This is a genomic window from Arthrobacter sp. NPDC058288, assembly GCF_042880995.1.
Taxonomy (GTDB): Bacteria; Actinomycetota; Actinomycetes; order Actinomycetales; family Micrococcaceae; genus Arthrobacter.
Genome location: NZ_JBHVYH010000001.1, coordinates 221,951 through 239,913, shown reverse-complemented (window position 1 = coordinate 239,913; position 17,963 = coordinate 221,951). Strand labels below are relative to the sequence as shown.

The window sequence follows — 17,963 nt, the reverse complement described above, 5'->3', positions numbered from 1 at the left end:
CCTCGCCGGGGAGAACGACGGCGGCGGCCACCCCGTGAGGTGACCGCCGCCGTCGTCGTACTGCTTGGGTGAACAGGGTTAGCTGAAGAGTTCGCTCTTCGGCTCGTTGTCCTTGACCTTCTGCCAGCCCAGCCACAGCACCAGGACGAAGAACGGGATGGTGGCGAGGGTCCACAGGCCGAGGTGGAAGACCTCACCGGACTTGCTGGTCATGGTGTCGAAGCCGATCAGCACGGTGATGGCCAGCAGGGCAACCAGGCCGGCCCAGCTGCTCCAGGTTCCGCCGGGCGCGGGCAGGGAGGAGACTTTGCCCTTCGTCTTGCGCAGCGCGATCTGGCTGGCGAAGATGGCGCCCCAGGTGAAGATCACGCCGATCGACGCGGAGTTGAGCGCGAGGTCGAAGGCGTGCGAGCCGCCCAGCCAGATGTTCAGCAGGATGCCGACCAGGTAGACGGCGCCGATGGCCAGGATGGCCGCGTACGGCACGTGGCTCTTGGACATCCGGGTCAGCCACTCCGGAGCGTGTCCGTTGTTGGCCATGGTGCGGAAGATCCGGCCGATCGAGTACAGGCCCGAGTTGCAGGAGGACAGGGCGGCGGTGATGACGATCATGTTCATGACATCGCCCATCCAGCCAAGGCCCATCTGGCCGAACACGGTGACGAACGGCGAGGTGCCTGCCACATACTGGTCCGAGGGCAGCAGCATGGCCAACAGGGTCACCGAACCGACATAAAACACCACGATGCGGAAGACCACGGCGCGGATGGCCTTGGGCACCTCCTTGGCGGGGTCCTGCATTTCACCGGCCGTGATGCCGACGAGCTCAATGCCGTTGTAGGCGAAGATCACGGCGTTCAGGACGAGGATCATCACCAGCGCACCCTTGGGGAACATCCCGCCTTCGGCTGCGAAGAGGTTGTTGACCGAGGCGTGGCCGTCGCCCACCTGGGCGTTGGTGACCACCATGAAGGTGCCTACGGCCAGGAAGATGAGGATGGCGCCAACCTTGAGGCAGGACGCCCAGAATTCGAACTCACCGAACGCCTTGACGCTCATGAGGTTGACGCCCACGAGCAGCAGCAGGGCCGCGATGGCGGTCAGTTCCACCGGCACGTTGGGGAAGAAGAACTGGAAGTACAGTCCGATCGCGATGAGCTCGGCGATGCCGGTCATGGCCCAGTTGATGAAGTACATCCAGCCGGACACATACGCGCCCTTCTTGCCGAACATTTCGCCGGCGTAGCTGACGAACGAGCCCGACGTCTGGCGGTACATGATGAGCTCGCCCAGGGCACGCATCAGCAGGTAGGCGATGACGCCGGCAATGGCGTAGGAGAAAATCAGCGCGGGGCCCGTGGAGGCCAGGCGTCCGCCGGCACCCATGAAGAGGCCGACGCCGATGGCGCCGCCCATGGCGATCATGGTGACCTGGCGGCCGCTCAGGGACTTCTTGTAGCCCTCGGCACTGAGGGTGGAGTCGACGACGGCGGATTGCGCCGTCGGGCTCTTAAGTTCTGTTGGGGTACTTTGTGGCACAACTGTTCCTTGTGGGTCGGGGTATGGCCGGCTCAGGAACGCAGAGTTTTTGTCCAGATAATTCGGGTTTATCCCCCGTTTGGGGCAACTATCTGGACAAAAACTCGCAAGGCGTCGAAGTTCGCGCGGCCTCCCCAGTTTACAAGGCCGCCGGAACCGCCCGTGACGCAGACAACAGCAGGGAGGAGTTATGCCGAATAAATTCAGCTACCTTGCGGAGGTTCGCAGAATAATATTCTGATGGTTGTCGATTTGGACGTCGTAGCTGGTCAGAGGTTCGGCGCCGGTGGTGGAGCACCCGGTGTCCAGCCTGAAGGCGTTCTGATGCAGCGGACACAGTACCACGTCCTGATCGATGGTGCCGTCCGCGATGGGACCGCCCTTGTGCGGACAGACGGCGGACAGTGCCCGCAGGCTGCCGTCGCGGAGCCGGAACACCGCCACCTGTTCACCGTCGACGCCGAACGCCCGCCCCTCCCCGAAGGGCACCTGACTTACGGGGCCCAGGTTGCGGCCGGCATTCATCGGACCGGCACCTGGGGAAGCACCGTGAGCGGCAGCGAGGTGCGGAACTGCCCGGGCGTGAGCGGGACGTCCCGTTCGGTCCAGGGATCCACGTAGCTGTCCACGGACGCCTGCATGGCGGCGTCCAGTCCGGCCGCGAGGCCTTCCGCGTCGTCCACCACCACGGCACGGATGCGGTCAATGCCCACCCGCGGCACAAAGGAGTAGGTCCGCTCCAGCCAGTTGGCGTTCTCCCGGTAGAACTGCATGAACCGGCCCGTCAGCACCTTGACCTCCTCGGGGTCCTCGACGGTGGCCAGCAGGTCTCCCTTGCGGATGTGGGCGCCGGCCGCTCCTCCGATATAGATTTCCCAGCGGCCGCCTTCCACCGCCACCACGCCCACGTCCTTGACCAGCGACTCGGCGCAGTTCCGCGGGCAGCCCGAGACGGCCAGCTTCAGCTTGGCCGGCGCTTCGATCCCTTGGAACCGAGATTCGATCTCGATGCCCAGCTTGGTGGAATCACCGGTGCCGTAGCGGCAGAAATCCTTTCCCACGCAGGTTTTGACCGTGCGGAAGCTCTTCCCATAGGCATAGCCGGAGGGCATGTCCAGATCAGCCCAGACCTGCGGCAGGTCCTCCTTGGGCACCCCCAGCAGGTCGATGCGCTGGCCGCCGGTCAGCTTGATCAACGGAATACTGTGCTTCTCGGCGACGTCGGCAATCCGGCGCAGCTGCTGCACGGACGTCACCCCGCCCTTCATCTGCGGCACCACGGAGAACGTGCCGTCGCGCTGGATGTTCGCATGCACGCGGTCGTTGATGAACCGGGCGTCCCGCTCGTCGATGTACTGGTCCGCGAGCATCATCTTCATCAGTGAGGCGAGGCCCATTTTTGATTTCGCGTCCTCGGCGCTGCCCGGCGCCAGCGCGGCGAACACGGCTGAGACAGAGCGGAGTCCGTGTTTGCGGATGGCCGCCATCAGCGAGGGCTTGTCCAGTGGAATGCCCGGCACGTAATAGCTGGCGGCGGGGTCCTCCTCCACTGCGCCGTCGGCAGCCCATTCCACCACCTGCTTCACCAGCAGCTTGCAGGAACCGCAGCCCTTGCCCGCCCGGGTGGCGTCCATGGCTCCGGTGAGGGTGTTGCACCCGCCTTTGACCACGTCCACGAGTGATTTTTTGCTGACGCCGTTGCAGTTGCACACCTGGGCGTCGTCACCGAGTTCGGCCACGCCCTGCTCCTCCGCGGGGCCGCCCAGATCGAACATCAGCGAGATCCGCTCCTCCGGCAGGGGCAGCCCCTTGTCGAAGGCCTGGGTCAGGTAGGCCACCTTGCGGCTGTCGCCGAGCAGGGTGGCGCCCACCATCTTGTTGTCCCGGATGACGATCGACTTGAACACGCCGCGGCTGGGCTCGGAGAAGACGATATGTTCGTCCGTGTCCCGCTCCGGGCCCTGCAGGCCCATGGACGCGACCTCGACGCCGGCAACCTTGAGTTTCGTGGCAATCCGGGAGCCGAGGTAGGCCGCGGAGGAGTCCGCGCCCGTGATGTGGTTGGCGAGCACCACGGCCTGCTCCCACAGTGGAGCCACCAGGCCGTAGACCTCGCCGCGGTGCTGGACGCATTCGCCTACCGCATAGATGTCGTCCTCGTCCACCACCCGCAGCTGGTCGTCCACCACGATGGCGCGTTCCACGTGCAGCCCGCTGAGGACGGCGATGTCCACGTTGGGGCGGATGCCGGCGGCCACCACCACCATGTCGCAGTCAATGTCCGGCCGGTCCCGCAGCCGGACGCCGGTGACCTTGTCCGTGCCCAGGACCGCTGTGGTGCGGCTCCCGGTGTGCACCCGGATGCCCAGGGCCTCGACGCTCCGGCGGAGGATTGCCCCGCCGTCGGGCCCCATCTGGGCGTTCATGAGGTGCCCGCCGGAGTGCACCACGTCGACGGCGATACCGTGGCTCTGGAGACCACGCGCGGCCTCCAGGCCCAGCAGGCCGCCGCCGATCACTACCGCCCTCCGTTCCCTGTCCGAGGGATGGTCGTCGACCTGCGCGTGCTGGACCATGTTGCGGGTGTCGTCAATGGTGCGGAACGTGAAAACGCCGGGTTTGATCGAGCCGCTGGGGGTGTAGAGCCCGTCCATCGGCGGCATGAATGATTGGCTCCCCGTGGCGATAATCAGCACGTCGTACGGGACCACGTGGCCGTTGTTGGCGAAGACGTATTTGGTGAAGCGGTCGATCCGTTCCACCCGGACACCGGCGTGCAGCGTGATGTCGTTGTCCTGGTACCAGTGCAGGGAGTTCAGGAAGATGTCCGCGTCGCTTTCCTCGCCGGAGAGGACGTGGCTGAGCATGATCCGGTTGTAGTTGCCGTACGGCTCGTCGCCGAACATGGTGATGGTGAACTGTTCGGCGCCGCCGCGGGCCAGGATCTCCTCCACTGCCCGGGCACCGGCCATGCCGTTGCCGATCACCACGAGCCGACGGCGGGCGTTCGGCTTGACCTGCGGGGCCTTGCCCTTCGGAAGGGGACCGCGCTGGCGGTTACCGAGGGTGGCTGTCATCAGTGTTCCACCATGCCCAGGTCGATGACCACGAAGCCCGTGACGCCTTCGGCCGCCAGGAGGTACACCTCGATCACGGAGCCCCCCTCGATGTCCTCCACCACGCGGAGCGGCACGTGGACGTCGCTCTTGGCACCGATGGGGAAATACCGCATGGGCACGCCGTCGCGCATCAGGACCACGGTGACCAGCTCGGAGCTGGAGTTGCCGCCGCGAAAGTAGAGGGTCTGGTTGATGATTCCGTCCGGAACGAAGTGCGCGAGTTCCCGGTGGATGGGAACGGGCTTTTCAAGTCCGGCTCCCACAAAGGGGAAGACGCCCTGCAGGAAAAGGTTCTTGGTGATCACGGGACGGATCCTTTCGGCCGGCTGGGTAGGCCCGGCGGCGGACCGCGCGGGTGCTACTTGAGCGTGGGAATCACTGACTCCCTTCCATCCTGCTCCGCAGTTGTTTCGGCCCGGCGCGCAGGGAGTAACGATCCCTTAACGCAAATCTCACCGTTTTTCGGGGCCGCCTTCCATGGCCCGCCACAGCCCGGAGCTACCGGCGCAGCCCCGGAGCTAAACGAGCGCGCCGTCCCGCATGGTGTACCGAAGCCAGGTCCCGTCCCCACGTGCCGCGCAGGTGCTGAACCACTCCCCCAGCGCCCGGTCGTGGCTCACCATGATCAGCGTTCCGCCGAACTCCGACAGTGCCGTTTCCAGCTGTTCCACCAGCACGGGGGCCAGGTGGTTGGTGGGTTCGTCAACCAGCATCGTTCCGTAGCCGCCCAGCAGGAGCCGGGCAAGCGCCAGCCGGCGCTGTTGACCGGCGGAAAGGCCGCCCACAGGCACATGGAATTCGGTGGTCCGGAAGAGGCCCAGCCGCAGGAGGGCCTCTGCGTGCTCGTCAATGTTGCCGCCCAGGCCGGCCACGAAAGCCGGAAGAAGCCGCTGCGCGGGGCGGAGCGGCGGTTCCAGTTCCTGCTGCAGATAGCCGATCCGGCCATGCCGTTCCACGGTGCCCGCGTCCGGCTCCAGGGTGCCCGCGAGCACGGACAGCAGTGTGGATTTACCGGCACCGTTGGGGCCCGTGATCAGGATCTTCCGGCCGGCCTCCACCCGGAAATCCGTCCGTTCCAGCCGTCCGTGCACCTCTATGCCGCGTGCGTCCAGGGCAGGGTCTTCGGCCTGGGAGGCATCCGCGCCGGGAGCAACCCGTTCACCGACGCCGGACTCGCCCCGTTGCAGGTCCACCGCCAGTTTCAAGGGAACCGGCGGACGGTCCACCGGGTTGGCTTCGAGCCGGCGCAGCCGTTCCTGGGCGTTGCGGACCTTGCTGCTGGCCGCCTGCTGCCAGGTGCCGGCTTTGAAGTCGAAGCCCATTTTGTCGCCGTCGCGCCGGCGGGCATAGCCCATCTTCCCGGCTACGGTGTCCGCCTGGAGGCGTTCGGCGGCCATCGCGTCCAGCCAGCCGCGGTATTGCTGCACCCAGCGTTCACGCTCGGCGGCCTTCTCCCGCAGGTACCCTTCGTAGCCGTTCCCGTAGCGGTTGACGGCGCACCGTTCGGCGTCCACTTCGATAATGGAAGATGCCACCGTGCGCAGCAGCGCCCGGTCGTGGGAAACGACGACGACGGTGCCCCGGTGGGCGGCCAGCCGCGCCTCCAGCCAGGCCGTTCCGCTGGCGTCCAGATGGTTGGTGGGCTCGTCCAGGAGGAGGATGTCCGCGGGATCAGCGAGCACACAGGCCAGCGCCACCCGGTGCTGCTCACCGCCGGAGAGCGAACCCAGCGTCCGCTTCCGGTCCAGCCCGCCCAGGCCAAGGCGGTCCAGGGCTGCCTCGACGCGCGACTCCGCGGCGTAGCCTTCCCGGAGCTGGTATTGGGTCTGCAGGTTGCCGTAGCGGTCCAGCTGCTCTTCGTCGGCATCCGCGAGGCCGGCCTCCAGGCGGTCCAGCTCGGCCTCCACGGCGCGGAGTGACGCCAGCGCGTCGTCGACGGCGTCGCCCACGGTGAACGTCGCCGGTAGCCCGGTGGTCTGGGCAAGGTAGCCGACGCGGCCGTGGCTGACGGCGGTGCCCTCGTCCGGGGCCTCGAGCCCGGCCAGGATCCGAAGCAGGGTGGATTTGCCGGCTCCGTTTTCGCCGACGACGGCCACGTGCTCGCCGGCGCCGATCGTGAGGTCCACGGCGGTGAAAAGCCGGCGGTCGCCGTAGCCATGGGTGACGCCGGTCAGGGAAAGGTGTTCAGTCAAGGGAAGTCCTCGCGGGTCCGAAGTGTGGCGCCGGAGACTCAGGCCGAACGGGGTCGGCGGTCTTTGCGGGGCCTTGGTACCGGTGCGCAGCGCCTGGCCGGCTTCTACACAGCGTGTGCTGCACAGCGTGCCGGCGCTGCTTCTTAGGACTTCATCCGTCCAGCCTGCCCGGCCCTGCGCCCAACGTCAAGCGCAGCCCTGGGACGGCCTGGCAGACACGGGTCCGCGCCCTAAAGTAGCGACGCCGAAACTCTACTTTTCGGTATGCCTAAATTAAGCTATTCTCGTCTTATCAGCACCCCCGATGACGAGGATCAACGATGGCTATCTCCACCCTCCAGGCAAAACCGGCCAGCGGCCGGAAATGGTCGCGCCTGCTGCTCATGGGTCCGGCGTTCGTCGCCGCCATCGCGTACGTGGATCCCGGAAATGTCGCCGCGAACCTGACGGCCGGTGCAAATTACGGATATCTGCTCGTGTGGGTCCTGGTCGCCGCGAACGCGATGGCAGTGCTCGTCCAGTACCAGTCCGCGAAGCTCGGCCTCGCCACAGGCCTGAGCCTTCCGGAAATACTGGGCAAGCGCCTGGGCACCCGTCGCCGGAGGCTGTACTGGGTCCAGGCCGAGGTCGTCGCCGGCGCCACGGACATGGCGGAGGTCATCGGCGGTGCCGTGGCCCTGAACCTGCTTTTCGGACTGCCGCTGCTGGCCGGCGGCATCATCATCGGCCTGGCATCCATGCTGCTGTTGACATTGCAGTCAGCCAGGGGCCAGAAGTCCTTCGAATACGCCATCCTGGTCCTTTTGGGGATTATCGCGGTGGGATTCGTTTCCGGGCTCTTTGTTACTCCTCCGGATGCCGGAAGCGCACTTGGCGGCCTCGTTCCGCGCTTCGAAGGAACGGACACCGTCCTGCTTGCAGCCAGCATGCTCGGGGCCACGGTCATGCCGCACGCGATCTACCTGCACTCTGCCCTCGCCCGGGACCGGCATGGTTTCTCCGAGGATCCGGCGGAGCGGACGCGTCTCATCCGAGCCACCCGGTTTGATGTTGCGGGCGCGCTGATGCTGGCTGGCGTCGTGAACATCGCCATGCTCCTGCTCGCCGCATCCAGCCTGCGGGGCATCGAGGGAACCGACACCATCGCCGGAGCGCATGCAGCAGTCACCTCGGCCCTTGGTCCGGTCATCGGGGTTGTGTTCGCGATCGGGCTGCTGGCTTCCGGGCTGGCCTCCACCTCCGTCGGCTGCTACGCCGGCGCCACCATCATGGGCGGCCTCCTCAAGGTCAAGGTGCCGCTGCTCACCCGCCGCGTAATCACACTGATTCCTGCCCTGGTCATTCTGGGCGCGGGCATCGAACCCACGCTCGCACTGGTCCTTAGCCAGGTACTCCTCAGCTTCGGCATACCGTTCGCCCTGATCCCGCTCATCCGGCTCACGGGCAAACGCGACGTCATGGGTATCCACACGGACTCGACGGCACTGAAGATCGCCGGATGGACCAGCGCGACGCTCATCGTCGGACTCAACTGCGTCCTCATCGCCCTGACCATCACCGGGCAATCCTGACCCGCATCCCGCCTGACTACCGTGTGCCCCTGAGGGCTTTAGTGCCCCTGGTGCACCGCTAGGCTGGACCCATGGGAACAGCTGTCCGCAAATCCCCGGCGCCACAGCCGGAGCTCTACCGTTTCTCCGCGCTCGACTACACCACTGTGGGGCTGTACGTGGCCGTCGCGGCGCTCTTTGCCGTTGCGGGCCCGCTGCTCCAACCCCTGCTGCTTCAGCTGTCCCCGGACCCCACAACTGCCGTCTACTCGGTGAACCTGCTGTTCTATGGCGGCGTGGGCATCCTGGCCGTCGCCGCCGCCCGCCGCGTTGCCTCCCGCGACCTGCGGGTGCTGGGCACCAGGCCGTGGTTCACGCTCATCATGATCCCCGCGGCAGTGGTGGCCATGCTGATCCTGACAGCCGTCCTGGTGGCGCTTACCGGGCCCGTGCAGGGCTCCGCCAACCAAGCCAACGTGCAGGCGCTCGTTCAGCAAGTTCCGCCATGGTTGATCGTGCCCCTGCTGGTCATTGTGGGCCCGTTCGTGGAGGAGTACATCTTCCGCCACCTGCTGATCGGCAAGCTGAGCCGGCGCGTCAACATCTGGGTGTGCTGCATCCTGTCCACTTTCCTCTTCGCGGCATTGCACATCGTGGGCCAGGAAACCCTGACCCTGCCCGTGCTGATGCCGTACCTCGCCATGGGCGCCACCCTGGTGTTTGTGTACGTGTGGACCGGGAAAAACCTGATGTTCTCCTACTTCGTCCACGCCGCCAAGAACCTGTTGGCCGTAGTGTTCATCTACGCCATCCCGCCCGAACTGATGGAACAGCTGCAGCAGGTCCAGGGCTGATCCGAGCGTCGGCACCCTTTTCCGCGGGGATGCCGGCGTCGTAGTTTTGACCCATGGGACTCAACATTCAGATAGCAATCGACTGCAGGAATCCGCACCAGCTCGCCGACTGGTGGGCGGAAACCCTCGACTGGGCCGTGGAGCCCCAGGACGAGGCGTTTATCCGGTCCATGATCGACCAGGGCTATGCCACCGAAGCCGAGACCACCGTCCACAACGGCAAGCTGGTCTGGCAGGCCGGGGCGGCCATCCGGCCGGTGGAAGAGATCGACGCCAAGGCGCCCGCACGCCGCCTGCTCTTCCAGACCGCACCGGAAGAAAAGACCGTCAAGAACCGGGTGCACTGGGACGTAAGGCTGGACGGCCGGGACAAGGATGAGGTCCGCAAGGAGCTCGAGGCACGAGGCGCAACGTTCCTCTGGACGGCCAGCCAGGGGCCGCACGAATGGCACACCATGGCGGACCCGGAAGGCAACGAGTTCTGCATCAGCTGAGGCGATTACTAGACTCGGTCTGTGAGCAACGTATTCCCAGCCAAGGTATCCGACGTCTTTGACCCCTCCCGGTGGCGCACCGTGGCCGGCTTCGACGACTTCCAGGACATGACGTACCACCGGCAGGTGGAGCGGGATTCGGACGGCGCAGTGCTGCGGGACCTCCCCACGGTCCGCATCGCCTTCAACCGCCCGGAGGTCCGGAACGCCTTCCGCCCCGGCACCGTGGACGAGCTCTACCGCGCCATGGACCACGCCCGGATGACCCCCAACGTGGCCACCGTGCTCCTCACCGGAAACGGGCCCTCGGCCAAGGACGGCGGGCACTCGTTCTGCTCCGGCGGGGACCAGCGGATCCGCGGGCGTGACGGCTACCGGTATGCAGAGGGTGAGACCAAGGAGACCATCGACCCCGCCCGCGCGGGCCGGCTCCACATCCTGGAGGTCCAGCGGCTGATGCGCACCATGCCCAAGGTGGTCATCGCCGTCGTGAACGGCTGGGCCGCCGGCGGCGGGCACTCGCTGCACGTGGTCTCGGACCTCACCATCGCCTCGCGCCAGCACGGCAAGTTCAAGCAGACCGACGCCACGGTGGGCAGTTTCGACGCCGGCTACGGCTCCGCGCTGCTGGCCCGCCAGATCGGCCAGAAGGCCGCGCGGGAAATCTTCTTCCTGGCCCGCGAATACTCGGCCGAGGACATGGTCCGGATGGGCGCCGTGAACGAGGCCGTGGACCACGAACGCCTTGAGGACGTCGCCCTGGAGTACGCAGCGGACATCGCCCGGCAGTCGCCGCAGGCCATCCGCATGCTCAAGTTCGCGTTCAACCTGGCCGACGACGGCCTGGCCGGGCAGCAGGTGTTCGCCGGCGAAGCCACCCGGCTGGCCTACATGACCGACGAGGCCGTGGAGGGCAAAGAGGCCTTCCTCGAGAAGCGCGATCCCGACTGGTCGCAGTTCCCGTACTACTTCTAGCCCGCCCTACTGACGAAGGCAGCCCCTGTGACTTCCCAGCCCCCGAACATCGAACCGGCGCTCAAGGCGCTGGCGGACGCCCTTCACGGCGAGGGCCCCGCCGTCGAATTTTCCGCCGACGCCGACGGGAACATCGTGGTCTCGGCTGTGGAAACGCCGGGGGTCGAGGATGCCGCCGTGGTGGTGCGCACCTCCGGTTCCACGGGCACGCCCAAGGCGACGGTCCTCACCGTGGATGCCCTGGCGGCGTCCTCCGTGGCCACTGCCTTCGCACTCAAAGGTGAGGGCCAGTGGCTGCTCGCACTCCCCCTGCAGTATGTGGCCGGGGTCCAGGTCCTGGTGCGCTCCCTCTTCGCCGGCACTCGGCCCTGGGCCATGGACCTCTCGGACGGGTTCACAGCGGAGGCCTTCACCGCAGCCGCGCAGGAGCTCACGGACAAGATCCGCTTCACCTCGCTGGTTCCCACCCAGCTGCAGCGGCTGCTGGAGTCGCCGTCGGCCGAGACGCTGGCCGTCCTGCGCCGGTTCAACGGAATCCTGCTGGGCGGCGGCCCCGCCTCGCCCGAGCTGCTGGCCGCTGCCCGCGACGCCGGCGCCCGGGTGATCACCACCTACGGTTCCGCGGAGACCTGCGGCGGCTGCGTGTACGACGGCTTCCCGCTCGAGGACGTGCTGGCCCGGGTGGACGGGAACGGCCGGATCCTGCTGGGCGGCGCCACTCTGGCCGCCGGGTACCTCGACGAGCCCGGCCTCACGGCCGACGCCTTCTTCGAGGAGGACGGGGTCCGCTGGTACCGCACCAGCGACCTCGGCGCCATTGACGCCACCGGCAAGCTCACCGTTCTGGGCAGGGCCGACGACGTCATCATCACCGGAGGCGTGAAGGTTTCCGCCGCGCACGTGCAGGCGGAGCTGGAAAAGCTCGACGGCGTGCTGGCGGCTTTTGTGGCAGGTGTCCCCTCCGCGGAGTGGGGCCAGGCCGTGGCCGCCTACGTCGCAGTTGCGGACAGCTCCCCCGCCGGCATTGAAGGCTTCACTGCCAGGCGGCACGATGCCCTGGGCCAGCTTGCACCCAAAACCGTCCTCGCGGCCGGCGAACTCATGATGCTGCCTAACGGCAAACCGGACCGGCTGGGCATGACTGTTCTGCTGGATGCCCGGCATCAGGGAAAATAGAGAAGCCCCTCTCCGGATTCACGCCGGAGCAGGCAGTTTTTCGGCGGGTGGAAGCCGCCTGCCAGACCGAACCGAACAACGAACCACATCGGAGTACTGACCGTGGCCACAGCCGCACAATGGATCCAAGGCGCCCGACCGCGCACCCTGCCGGCTGCCATCGCACCGGTCCTGATCGGCACCGCCGCGGCCTTTGACCTGGACGCGTTCAAGCCCCTCAACGCCATCCTGGCCGCACTGGTGGCACTGCTGCTCCAGGTCGGCGTGAACTATGCCAACGACTACTCGGACGGCATCCGCGGCACTGACGAGGACCGCGTGGGCCCGCTCCGCCTGGTTGGCTCGGGCGCCGCGAAGCCTGAAATGGTGAAGCGCGCGGCCTTCGCCGCATTCGGCGCGGCCATGCTGTTCGGTCTGGTCCTGGTGCTCATCACGCAGGCGTGGTGGCTGATCCTGGTGGGACTGGGCTGCGTCCTGGCCGCCTGGGGCTATACCGGGGGCAAGAACCCCTACGGTTACATGGGCCTGGGCGACGTGTTCGTGTTTGTGTTCTTCGGCCTGGTGGCCACCCTCGGCACCACCTACACGCAGGCGGGACAGATCAGCCTCCCCGCCGTCATCGGCGCGATCGGCACCGGGCTGATCGCCTGCGCGCTACTGATGGCAAACAACGTCCGGGACATCCCCACGGACATGCAGGCGGGCAAGAAGACCCTGGCCGTGCGGCTGGGCGACAAGCACGCCCGCGAAAGCTACGTCCTGATGCTCGCAGTCGCCATCCTGCTGGTAGTGGTCCTGGCACCGGGACGTCCGTGGATGCTCATCGTGCTGCTGCTGATCCCCGCCAGCCTGATGCCGTCATGGCTGATGATCAACGGCCGGAAGCGCAAGAGCCTCATCCCGGTCCTGAAGCAGACGGGCCTGATCAACCTGGGCTACAGCGTGCTGTTTTCGCTGGGCCTGGTGCTCAGCCACGGCCTATAAGGGATCCAGGCCTGGCCTAGCGAGCCGCTTCAGGGCCGGCTCAGGCTTCCTTGCGGGGAGCTTCCGTGCGGGGAATTTCGGAACGGACGGTGATGTCCGGGTTTGCGTCCACCAAGGTGTCCTCGGCGTCTGCGTCTTCAACCTCTCCGGCGCTGCGGATCGGCTTGGCCCGGCCGGAAAACCGCTCGTGCAAGGTGGCCGTGGCGGCGTCGCGCTGCTTCTGGAAGAACAGGTAGCTGATGGCGAAAGCGATCAGGCCGGCACAGACCGCGGCAAGCAGGATGCCTATTTGGAGGACGCTGAACAGCACGAACAGCGGCACGAAGAGTGCCAGTCGGATCAGGGAGTATTTCATAAAGGCCACAGTCCAAGTTTAGCCGTCCGGCGCCTGCGCCCCTGACGGTAGACTGGTGGTATGCCCCGTGTATTGGTCGCCGTTGCCGTTCTTGCCATATTCGTCTATGGCCTCGTGGACGTGATCCGGACTGATAAGCACCTCACCAGGGGCATCTCCAAGACAGCCTGGATCGTGGTGATGGTTGTCCTCCCCGTGGTGGGAGCGGCATTGTGGTTCATCATCGGACGGCCGCGCGGAAGCCGGCCCGCCCCGCAGTCCTACAGCCACACGACGGCACCGGATGACGATCCCGACTTCCTGCGCAACCTGGAAATCCGCCGCCGCAACCAGGCCGAAGCGGAACGCCTGAAGAAGCTCAAGGAAGAGCTCCAGGCCAAGGAACTCAAGGCCAACGGCGGAGCCTCCGGTTCGGGCACTGCCGAGGGCAAGGGGAAGCCGAACGGCAACCACCGTGGCGGCAACCACCCCGAGGAATCACACCACCCCGAGACCGACGCGCACGGCACCGACGAGGTCAAGTAAGGCCTGGGAGCACGCCTCCGACGCCCACACTGCCGTAGCAACTCCCCGAGGCCTTCCGGCACCGGTCCTTCACACTGGAGCAGGCCCGGTCTGCAGGGCTCAGCAGGCGTCGTCTCCGAGCCCGCGACCTGCTGCAGCCGTGCAGCGGGGCACGGATTCCAGCGGCGGCTGAGGACACCCTGCTGCTCCGCACCTCAGCCCTGGGCGCGGTCACGGGGCCGTGGTGAGCCATCTTTCCGCGGCCGCCACCCGGGACCGCAAAGCGCTCTTGGATCGGGGCTGGGCACCGGAACCGGCCCGCCGTCGTCGTTGAACCAGTTCAGTTCACTGCCGTTTGCCGCTTTTGGCCGCTAACCCTGGGGCTTAGCGGCCAAAAGTGGCAAATGGTGCGTCAATCGCAGCGTACGCCAGCGCGTGACGTGGCCCGGAGCCGAGGGGGACCCCGGTCCCCGTGCCGCCTACAGGCCTGAGTAGGAGTGCAGGCCGTTGAAGAACTGGTTCACGATGGTGAAGTTGAAGATCACGCAGAGGTAGCCAACAATCGACAGCCATGCGGCGCGGGTGCCGGTCCAGCCGCGTGTGGCACGGGCGTGCAGGTAGCCTGCGTAAACCACCCAGATCACGAACGTCCAGACTTCCTTGGTGTCCCAGCCCCAGAAGCGGCCCCAGGCCTTTTCGGCCCAGATGGCGCCGAACATCAGGGTGAAGGTCCAGCCCACGAAGGCGATCGCGTTGATGCGGTAGGACAGGTTTTCCAGGCTCAGCGCGGACGGCACCAGGCGCATGAAGCCCAGCTTGTCCTCGCCGCCGGCCGCGATGGCCTTCTGCCGGTGCGCCTGCACCAGCTGCAAGGCGGACATCGCGAAGGTCAGCGTGAACAGTGCGGAGGACATCACGGCGATGGATACGTGGATGATCAGCCAGTAGCTCTGGAGAGCCGGCACCAGGTGGCCCACGGGCGTCCAGTAGGCCACGGAAGCCGCGACGAGCATGATAATGGCCAGGCCGATCACGAAGGTTCCCAGGAACCGCAGGTCGCGGCGGATCAGCACCAGCAGGAACACAGCCACGGCCACGAAGGCGCCGGTGGTGAGGAATTCGTACATGTTTCCCCACGGCACCCGGCCCGCACCGAGGGCACGCGTGACCACACCGGCAGCGTGGATCACGACCCCCAGTACCGTCAGGGCAACCGCGACGCGGGCGGGAACGCGGCGTTCGGCGGCGTAGCGCATGTCGCCGTCGGCCGTCTGCCCGGCGCCGGTACCGGAACCTTTGGACCCGCGGCCGGTAGCCGACGACGGCCGCTCGGCACGGCCGGCCGGACCGCTAACGTCCGAAGCGGCGCGGTCAACGTCGACGTCGACACGGTCGGCGTCGGCACGCTCAACGGAGCCTCCGGCCCCCACACCGGCGCCCACAGGAACCCTGGCTGTGGCGGACGCCGCCTGGGCCGCGGCCGCAGCTTTGAGGTCGACCGCGCGGAGCGCTTTGCTGCTCTTCGCCAGGTCCCAGGCGAAGGCGATAAAGGCAACCGTGTACGTGCCGGCAGCCAGCAGCATAAAGAGCTCGCTGTACTGGCCCATGGTTTCGTTGATTCCAAATGGCATTACTGGTCCTTCTTCGACTCGGCTGAGCCTGCTGTTGACTGGATGAAGTCTTCTGTACGCGATGCCGTGGAGGCTTCGCTGGTGACACCGTCTGCGGGGACGCTGCCGCCGGGGACACTGTCCGCGGGGCCATTATCCACCGGTCCGCTGGGAGATGCCTGTGAGTCAAGGCCCCATTCGTCCGTCAGAAGTCCCCGGATGGTCTCCGCTTCGGCCGCAAGGCGGTGGTCTTCGCCGCGGGCCAGGAGGCCGTACTCCACCATGGTGCGGCCGTCCGGGTGCGTTCCCGTGCGGACCCATACCCGGCGACGGTTCACATACAGGGAAGTCACCAGCCCTGCCACGGCAAGCAGCGCGAAAATCAGGGCGTACAGCTGGCCCGGGTTGTGGTGGATGTCCACGCCGATGTAGCGCTTCACGCCGTCGAAGCTGATGGAGCCCTTGCCGTTCGGGAGCGTGTAGGTGCTGCCGGGAGCCAGCGTGATGCCGCCGGCGTCGAGGTTCCGGGCGTTGAGCGGCGTGAGCTTCTTTACGTCGAGCTCGAACACGTTCTGCGGGGAGCCGGCGTCGAGGCCGAGGTCGCCGAAGTACGAGTTCAGCGTGAGCTGCGGGTTGATGAGCTCCGGATCCCCGCTGAAGGAGACCCCTTCCTCGGTGACGAATGCGGTGGGCAGGAAGAAGCCGGCGAAGCCCAGCTGGTCCGGCCTGGCATCCGGAACCTTGATCACCACGGATGAGTAGTAGTTGTCCCCCTGCAGCTTGGCCACCACCGGGCCCTGCATGGCGACGTTGCCGGCACCGTCGCGGATGGTGACCACGGGGGCGTAGCCGTTGCCGGTGAGGTAGATGCTCGTCCCGCCGAGGCTGACGGGATCGTTGACCTTCAGCACCTGCTTCTCCGCGGGCGCGTCCGGGGTTTCGCGGGTGGTCACGTCCGCCTTGAAGTCGATGGGCTGGCCGAACTTGCCCTTCGATTCACGGTCGAACGTGATCTGGAACTTGTCCAGCTGGATGGAGTAGGGCTGGAGCTGACTGCTTTGGAAGTTCGTTCCCGGGGTGAACTGGTCGTAGCCCACCAGGGTGTTCACGAAGGTGTCTCCCTCCACAAGGATCCGCTGTCCGCTGTAGCCGAACAGGCCTCCGGCGGCCACAGACACCAACACGCCGATCAACGAGGTGTGGAACACCAGGTTTCCCACTTCCTTCAGGAAGCCGCGCTCGGCCCCCAAAGAGGGCCGCGCGCCGTCGTCGTCCCTGACATCAACGCGGTAACCGCGTTTCTTCAGCTTCGCGGCAGCGTCCTTGATAGCGCGCGACGCCGGGATCCCGGCGTCCGCGGGGATCACCAGTGTGCCGTACTCAGGCAGGCGGGAGAGCCTGGCCGGAGTGCGCGGGGGCTGGGAGCGCATGGCCTTGTAGTGGGCAATCGCGCGGGGAACAACGCAGCCGATCAGCGAAATGAACAGCAGGATGTAGATGGCGGAGAACCAGGCAGAGGAGTAGACGTCGTAGAGCTGGAGGGAGTCCAGGATCTTGCCGTACTCGGGATGGTCCTTGATGTACTGCGTGACGATGGAGGGGTTCGCCGGACGTTGGGGAAACAGCGACCCCGGCACCGCGGCAACGGCCAGCAGCAGCAGCAGGAACAGCGCGGTACGCATGCTGGTCAGCTGGGTCCAGGCCCACCGGAGCATGCCTTTGAATCCCAGCGCCGGGAGGGCAGCTTCCGCTTTGGCCTTGGCCACGGGGGTCCCTGGCGCGTTGTCCGCGGCAGTCTTCTGCGGTGCAGGCTTCTTGTTGTCGTTCACTCGCTCGCTCATCAGATCGGCAATTTCACATCGGTTTGGAACCAGTACTGCAGCCCGGCAACCCAGGCACCCCACACCCCGCTGGCCATCAGAAGGCCCAGGACCACCAGGATTCCGCCGCCGATCCGCTGGATGGCGAGCCGGTGCTTGCGGAAGAAGGACATCACTCCGACCCCGCGGCGCACGGCCAGGGCAATCAGCAGGAAGGGGATGCCCAGCCCCAGGCTGTAGACGAAGGCAAGGAACGCGCCCTTGGCGGCGGAGGAGCCCCCCGACATGCTCAGCAGCTGGACGGCGGAGTACGTCGGCCCGATGCACGGCGCCCACCCCAGCCCAAAGGTGATGCCCAGCACCGGCGCGCCCCACAACCCGGCAGGAGGCTTGGCATGGATCTTCGCGTCCCGCTGCAGCCAGCCGAAGCCGCCCATGAACACCACGCCCATGATGATCACGAGAATGCCCAGCACCTGGGTGATCCACGCGTTCTGGCCGCCGCTGATCATGGATCCCAGCTGGCCAAACGCTCCGCCCAGCAGGACAAAAATCACCGAGAAACCGAGCACGAACAGGCCGATTCCGGCCAGCATCCGGCCGCGTTTCTGTTTCTCCAGGTCCACGCCCGTCAGTCCGGTGACATAGCCCAGGTAGCCCGGCACCAGCGGCAGGACGCACGGGGACAGGAAGGAAACGAGTCCGGCCAGCAGTGCCACGGGAATGGCAAGCAGCAGGGAACCGTTCAGGATGGCTTCGGCGAAGGGGCTGTTCACGGTGCGGGCGCCGCC

General features: G+C 66.5%; 16 protein-coding genes. 7 read left to right on the top strand and 9 right to left on the bottom strand.

The features are described 5' to 3' along the window. Positions 1-78: 78 nt before the first annotated feature. The 5 genes from ACFVWT_RS01085 to ACFVWT_RS01065 all read right to left on the bottom strand — a co-directional run bounded on the left by ACFVWT_RS01085 (position 79) and on the right by ACFVWT_RS01065 (position 6,850). On the bottom strand, positions 79-1,539 hold the full coding sequence (locus ACFVWT_RS01085) for an amino acid permease (protein WP_390244460.1): 1,461 nt from the start codon (positions 1,537-1,539) through the stop codon (positions 79-81). A gap of 207 nt (positions 1,540-1,746) precedes the next feature. Beyond that, the gene (locus tag ACFVWT_RS01080; RefSeq protein WP_390244458.1) at positions 1,747-2,064 is read right to left on the bottom strand and encodes a Rieske (2Fe-2S) protein; all 318 of its coding nucleotides are present in this window, start codon (positions 2,062-2,064) and stop codon (positions 1,747-1,749) included. Further along, complete coding sequence (gene nirB, locus ACFVWT_RS01075) at positions 2,061-4,616, bottom strand: nitrite reductase large subunit NirB (protein ID WP_390244456.1); 2,556 nt, start codon at positions 4,614-4,616, stop codon at positions 2,061-2,063. The genes ACFVWT_RS01080 and nirB overlap by 4 nt, the downstream gene beginning before the upstream one ends. Beyond that, positions 4,616-4,963: a molybdopterin oxidoreductase gene (locus ACFVWT_RS01070; RefSeq protein WP_390244454.1), complete on the bottom strand. Its 348-nt coding sequence runs from the start codon at positions 4,961-4,963 to the stop codon at positions 4,616-4,618. The genes nirB and ACFVWT_RS01070 overlap by 1 nt, the downstream gene beginning before the upstream one ends. A 213-nt stretch (positions 4,964-5,176) precedes the next feature. Continuing rightward, a complete protein-coding gene (locus ACFVWT_RS01065; RefSeq protein ID WP_390244452.1) occupies positions 5,177-6,850 on the bottom strand; it encodes an ABC-F family ATP-binding cassette domain-containing protein in 1,674 nt (557 codons plus the stop codon). A gap of 320 nt (positions 6,851-7,170) precedes the next feature. Here ACFVWT_RS01065 and ACFVWT_RS01060 point away from each other — a divergent pair, with 320 nt between their 5' ends. The 6 genes from ACFVWT_RS01060 (at position 7,171) to ACFVWT_RS01035 (ending at position 12,883) form a co-directional block, all read left to right on the top strand. After that, the gene (locus ACFVWT_RS01060) at positions 7,171-8,421 is read left to right on the top strand and encodes an Nramp family divalent metal transporter (protein ID WP_390244450.1); all 1,251 of its coding nucleotides are present in this window, start codon (positions 7,171-7,173) and stop codon (positions 8,419-8,421) included. 71 nt (positions 8,422-8,492) lie between these two features. After that, positions 8,493-9,254, top strand: a complete 762-nt coding sequence (locus ACFVWT_RS01055; RefSeq protein ID WP_390244448.1) for a CPBP family intramembrane glutamic endopeptidase — start codon at positions 8,493-8,495, stop codon at positions 9,252-9,254. A gap of 53 nt (positions 9,255-9,307) precedes the next feature. Further along, complete coding sequence (locus ACFVWT_RS01050; protein WP_390244446.1) at positions 9,308-9,748, top strand: VOC family protein; 441 nt, start codon at positions 9,308-9,310, stop codon at positions 9,746-9,748. Positions 9,749-9,769: 21 nt separating this feature from the next. Next, positions 9,770-10,723 carry a 1,4-dihydroxy-2-naphthoyl-CoA synthase gene (locus ACFVWT_RS01045; RefSeq protein WP_390244444.1) on the top strand — a complete coding sequence of 318 codons (954 nt, stop codon included), beginning with the start codon at positions 9,770-9,772 and terminating at the stop codon, positions 10,721-10,723. Between the two features lie 27 nt (positions 10,724-10,750). Next, entirely contained in the window at positions 10,751-11,899 is a 1,149-nt protein-coding gene (locus ACFVWT_RS01040) for an AMP-binding protein (protein ID WP_390244442.1), read from the top strand. A 102-nt stretch (positions 11,900-12,001) separates the two neighbouring features. Next, positions 12,002-12,883, top strand: a complete 882-nt coding sequence (locus ACFVWT_RS01035) for a 1,4-dihydroxy-2-naphthoate polyprenyltransferase (protein WP_390244440.1) — start codon at positions 12,002-12,004, stop codon at positions 12,881-12,883. A 40-nt stretch (positions 12,884-12,923) separates the two neighbouring features. Here the strand turns inward: ACFVWT_RS01035 and ACFVWT_RS01030 are convergent, their stop codons facing one another. Next, positions 12,924-13,238, bottom strand: a complete 315-nt coding sequence (locus tag ACFVWT_RS01030) for a DUF4229 domain-containing protein (protein WP_390247021.1) — start codon at positions 13,236-13,238, stop codon at positions 12,924-12,926. A gap of 60 nt (positions 13,239-13,298) precedes the next feature. Between ACFVWT_RS01030 and ACFVWT_RS01025 the strand changes: the two genes are divergently transcribed. Further along, positions 13,299-13,763 (top strand): PLDc N-terminal domain-containing protein, encoded by a 465-nt coding sequence (locus ACFVWT_RS01025; RefSeq protein WP_390244438.1) that lies wholly within the window; start codon positions 13,299-13,301, stop codon positions 13,761-13,763. Between the two features lie 458 nt (positions 13,764-14,221). On the opposite strand, the gene ccsB is transcribed toward ACFVWT_RS01025, so the two are convergent. From ccsB to ACFVWT_RS01010, 3 genes are read right to left on the bottom strand one after another with little or no spacing between them, the layout of a single operon-like run. After that, positions 14,222-15,373 (bottom strand): c-type cytochrome biogenesis protein CcsB, encoded by a 1,152-nt coding sequence (gene ccsB / locus ACFVWT_RS01020; RefSeq protein WP_390244436.1) that lies wholly within the window; start codon positions 15,371-15,373, stop codon positions 14,222-14,224. After that, a complete protein-coding gene (locus ACFVWT_RS01015; protein ID WP_390244434.1) occupies positions 15,373-17,193 on the bottom strand; it encodes a cytochrome c biogenesis protein ResB in 1,821 nt (606 codons plus the stop codon). The genes ccsB and ACFVWT_RS01015 overlap by 1 nt, the downstream gene beginning before the upstream one ends. After that, complete coding sequence (locus ACFVWT_RS01010) at positions 17,193-17,948, bottom strand: cytochrome c biogenesis CcdA family protein (protein ID WP_390244432.1); 756 nt, start codon at positions 17,946-17,948, stop codon at positions 17,193-17,195. The genes ACFVWT_RS01015 and ACFVWT_RS01010 overlap by 1 nt, the downstream gene beginning before the upstream one ends. Between the last annotated feature and the right edge of the window lie 15 nt (positions 17,949-17,963).